Source organism: Acinetobacter entericus (assembly GCF_026168575.1).
GTDB classification, from domain to species: domain Bacteria; phylum Pseudomonadota; class Gammaproteobacteria; order Pseudomonadales; family Moraxellaceae; genus Acinetobacter; species Acinetobacter bouvetii.
Genome location: NZ_JAPEQW010000067.1, coordinates 1 through 3,719, shown reverse-complemented (window position 1 = coordinate 3,719; position 3,719 = coordinate 1). Strand labels below are relative to the sequence as shown.

Genomic DNA, 3,719 nt, shown 5'->3' with positions numbered 1-3,719 from the left:
AATCAAAAGCATATTGGTTCTTGTATTTTTCACTTTACTCTCCACTCGATCTAGGCTGCGTCGGGTTCGCAGTTTTAACACCCTCAAATTCGAGGGTTTTGTTTCATTTCAACACCAGCATCCACATAAGGGCGACAGCCAAGGATAGGGCACCCATTTTTAAATATTTAGGCTTAATCATTGTGAAAACTTTTCTAGAAACTCATCCACCCAGCCTTGTGCTGCATCCAGANACACCCTCAAATTCGAGGGTTTTGTTTCATTTCAACACCAGCATCCACATAAGGGCGACAGCCAAGGATAGGGCACCCATTTTTAAATATTTAGGCTTAATCATTGTGAAAACTTTTCTAGAAACTCATCCACCCAGCCTTGTGCTGCATCCAGATTGGTTATGTCAGCCAGCTTTAGATTGGTCTCTTCCGCTTCGTTAAAGCCCTCTATAATCGCTTCAAAGATATTCGCCTCACTGATGACCTCACGCGCCATTTCCGCGGCGTCATAGCTTTGTTTTGCTTTCTTAAGCGCGGCTATTTGTTTATCAATGCCATCACCGATTTTACCCAGCGCTAATTTAAATTCTTGACGGTTGATTGTTAGCGCAGTTTTAGATTTATTAAGTGTTGCAATCATTACGTTCTCTTTTTTATTTGAAGAATATCTTGTGTTAGCGTCGAATACGTTTCACGACCTGTTTCCACCAGTATTGACCCAATATAGATACGCCTTCTGATTCAATCCTGCTGGGTGGATAGTACTCGTCAGGGAATTGGTTTTTATCAGAATTTGCTGAGACAGCCTTGAACCCACCTTTGCCTTGTTCGTTCCAGTTGAATAGGTATTTAATTTTAGTGTCATCCCCAACCTGAAAAGCATAAATCTCACCGTCATAAATAGTTCTAGCAGACATATCAATTGATATGGCTTGCCCATCCTTTAATTTTGGGAACATGCTTTCCCCACGGACATGAATTACTTTGGTAGTGGACGGCTCAACATTACACTCCCTGATTAAGTCAACAGGGAATAACATCTTATTATTACTTGGCTTTTCTAGGTTTAAATAGCCATTTCCCGCACTAACAAACACATCATCATAATAATCAATAGCAACATACCCATCTGGAACTGGATCACCATCCTGATATATACCCACTTCCATTTGAGCTATATCTGCATTGCTTTTTTCAGGAACCTGCACCCCGGTTAAGATCCAATCAGGAGTCGTTTTTAGCAACCTTGCTAATGTGAGCAATCTTTCTCCTGATGGTGTGTTTAGTCCACTTAACCAATGAGATACAGCCCCCTTACTGGCACCTGTTGTGCTCACTAAATCTTTATGCTTTAGGCCTAGTTCTGCCATTCTGCGCAAAATTCTATCTGCTGTACTGCTCATAAGTTTATAACCCTACATATTGTTTAAAATAATAAACACCTATATTGACTTTGTCATAAACATATAGTTTACTTAGATAAACAATATGTTCAGGTTAATAAAGTGAATATTGATGATTTAAAAGCCTTCTATCAGGCAAAAAGTGATGCTGATTTATCCAAAAAACTAAAAAGACCAAGATGCACTATTTATTTTTGGAAAAAGAATGGCATCCCACCTCGAACCCAAGCCGCTTTCCAAGTTTTAACTAATGGTGAATTAAAAGCTGATATGCAAGCTTTAGGCGTTTAAGGAACCACTATGAGCAAAGTATCAATTGAACCGTCTGCAAGCGCCAGAAATAGTATTTCTCGCATCTTGCAAGCCCTTGCGAATAGCAAACAAAGTGAATTGGCAGAACAGCTTGGTGTTGATCCAAGCACTCTGTCAAGAATGAAAACTGAAAGAAAAAACAATGACTTGACTGAAATTGAAACGTTTTGCGAGTTATTGAGCTGTCTTGGTTTGAAGATTGTGCCCAAAGAATATCAGAGCATTGATAAATCAAGAGTTGAAGCACTTTTGGTGATGTCAAAGAGCTGGATGAGTCGAATTGATACGGTCGATGATTTATTTCATGACGAAATCAGCGGGCAGAAAGAAAAACTTGGATATTAAAAAACCGCTAGCAGGGCGAACTGAAGCGGTTTTAATTCAAAACATATCAGGACTTTGAATATGAGTACAAATTTAACACAACACCCATGCGCTAACAAGTGCAGCAATTTCAAAGATGAGCAGTGCGCTCAATGTTTGATTGAGCAGCTGGATAAGCGCGAGTTTGATTTGGGTTTAGCGCCTGACGATGCCTATGTGAAAACTGCGGAAGATTTCCTAGCTGGTGACATGGTTGTGTTTGTAGATGAATCCAAAACAGACCGCTTAATGGCTGTCCATAAAGTGCAAGGGGATAGCGTGCTGCTGGATGGGAACAGAAACTTTGCTTTGGGCCACTTAGTGCGTCATGCGCGGGTTGCGGAGCTGAATGCTAAGCGCCGTTTAACACTGACTGAGCAAAGTTTGGGAGAGGTGTCATGAAATCAACCCAATCTCAAATGCCAGTTGAAACAGCAATACCATTGCTTGAGCCTGTGCGTATTTACACGGCAAAAGAACTTGCCGCAATGCCTTTATCAAAAATGAATGAGGCCATTGAAGCGCAAGAAGCATATTTTGTACTGGAACATACGACCAAGATGGGGGGGCAGGCCATAACCATCCGCCGTCTAATGCAAGATGGCAGCAAGCTATTTCAGGTCAAAGAAAAATCGCGCACACGTTACAAAATCAACAACGAATTTGTCGAGCCTCGAATTATCCGCCAGCTGGAAAAGCGCGGTTTAGTGAAGCTGGGAGGTTGATGTGAGTAATTTGGCACAAATACCATCTCAGCCCGCAGGAGAGGTGGTTCAATTTCCTAAAAACGAGCGGAAAGCAATGTCAGATCAGCTCTCTAAGGGCTTTATCATGAAAAGCAGGCTTTACCATTCCGAGGTGGAGCCATTCTTAAGTGATGCTGCTAAAAACGTCTACTCAGCGATTATGGGGTACACAAACGGCTTTAATAAGTCATCCGACCACATCTCGCATCGGCAAATCCAGGGTGGAAAACTCAAAGGCTCAAACAAGCTCAGCTCCGGAACAGTTACATCCGGAATTAAGGAATTAGTCTGGTTTGGGGTGGTTGCTGTAGTTGAGAAAAACAACAAGCTTGGGAATAAATATCAGATCAACGAGGTTTCTCTTGTTGAGTATTTTGAGCAGCTTGACGCTTCAGTAATTAAAGCACTGCGCATCAGTAATCGAAGCGCTTCGATTACTGATGCGCTTCGATTAGTGATGCAGTCCGCTTCGACTAGTGGTGCGGAATGCGCTTCGACTAGTGGTGCATCAATAGAGTTTCTTTTTATAGATTCTTTTAGATATTTAAATAATACCCTTCGGGATAAAAATCCTCTGCAGGTTAATTTCTTTGAATACCAAGAAATCAAAAAACAGGATCTTCTTGATCAGCAAAAATTGGAAGCTGAGCAGAAAGCAAAATCTGCAGCAGAGCGCAAAGAGAAAACTCGTAAATTATCTTTTGAAGAAGTTATGGATTTAACCAAAACCAATATCCAAAAACTCTGCACGCCAAATCTTTGGGAACAGTTTGTCACCAACCGTTCTGAATACAAAAAATCAGCACTAACCAAAAATGCACTCAAGACCATCCATGATGATTTTAAAGAATGGGGGATTGAGAAATCAGATATTTCCCTGAAAACAGCAATCAAGGGTAATC

7 protein-coding genes are annotated in these 3,719 nt (G+C 41.1%); 5 read left to right on the top strand and 2 right to left on the bottom strand.

The window, feature by feature from the left end:
* Positions 1–333: 333 nt before the first annotated feature.
* Both OKC24_RS19165 and OKC24_RS19160 read right to left on the bottom strand, forming a co-directional pair.
* Positions 334–633 (bottom strand): hypothetical protein, encoded by a 300-nt coding sequence (locus OKC24_RS19165; protein WP_265466236.1) that lies wholly within the window; start codon positions 631–633, stop codon positions 334–336.
* Between the two features lie 34 nt (positions 634–667).
* Positions 668–1,396, bottom strand: a complete 729-nt coding sequence (locus tag OKC24_RS19160) for a S24 family peptidase (RefSeq protein WP_265466235.1) — start codon at positions 1,394–1,396, stop codon at positions 668–670.
* A 102-nt stretch (positions 1,397–1,498) separates the two neighbouring features.
* Between OKC24_RS19160 and OKC24_RS19155 the strand changes: the two genes are divergently transcribed.
* From OKC24_RS19155 to OKC24_RS19135, 5 genes are all read left to right on the top strand, one after another.
* Positions 1,499–1,687, top strand: coding sequence for a hypothetical protein (locus tag OKC24_RS19155; protein ID WP_265466234.1), 189 nt, complete (start codon positions 1,499–1,501; stop codon positions 1,685–1,687).
* Between the two features lie 9 nt (positions 1,688–1,696).
* Entirely contained in the window at positions 1,697–2,053 is a 357-nt protein-coding gene (locus tag OKC24_RS19150; protein WP_265466233.1) for a helix-turn-helix domain-containing protein, read from the top strand.
* Positions 2,054–2,113: 60 nt separating this feature from the next.
* A complete protein-coding gene (locus tag OKC24_RS19145; protein ID WP_265466232.1) occupies positions 2,114–2,473 on the top strand; it encodes a hypothetical protein in 360 nt (119 codons plus the stop codon).
* On the top strand, positions 2,470–2,796 hold the full coding sequence (locus OKC24_RS19140) for a hypothetical protein (RefSeq protein WP_265466231.1): 327 nt from the start codon (positions 2,470–2,472) through the stop codon (positions 2,794–2,796). Before OKC24_RS19145 ends, OKC24_RS19140 begins: the two co-directional genes overlap by 4 nt.
* Position 2,797: 1 nt before the next feature.
* Positions 2,798–3,719 (top strand): hypothetical protein (locus OKC24_RS19135; RefSeq protein WP_265466230.1); only part of this gene is annotated, 922 nt, incomplete at its 3' end.

Bases quoted from the DNA above. Each gene is read 5' to 3' on its own strand.
- OKC24_RS19165 (WP_265466236.1), bottom strand. From the start codon at position 633: ATGATTGCAACACTTAATAAATCTAAAACTGCGCTAACAATCAACCGT.
- OKC24_RS19160 (WP_265466235.1), bottom strand. From the start codon at position 1,396: ATGAGCAGTACAGCAGATAGAATTTTGCGCAGAATGGCAGAACTAGGC.
- OKC24_RS19150 (WP_265466233.1), top strand. From the start codon at position 1,697: ATGAGCAAAGTATCAATTGAACCGTCTGCAAGCGCCAGAAATAGTATT.
- OKC24_RS19145 (WP_265466232.1), top strand. From the start codon at position 2,114: ATGAGTACAAATTTAACACAACACCCATGCGCTAACAAGTGCAGCAAT.
- OKC24_RS19140 (WP_265466231.1), top strand. From the start codon at position 2,470: ATGAAATCAACCCAATCTCAAATGCCAGTTGAAACAGCAATACCATTG.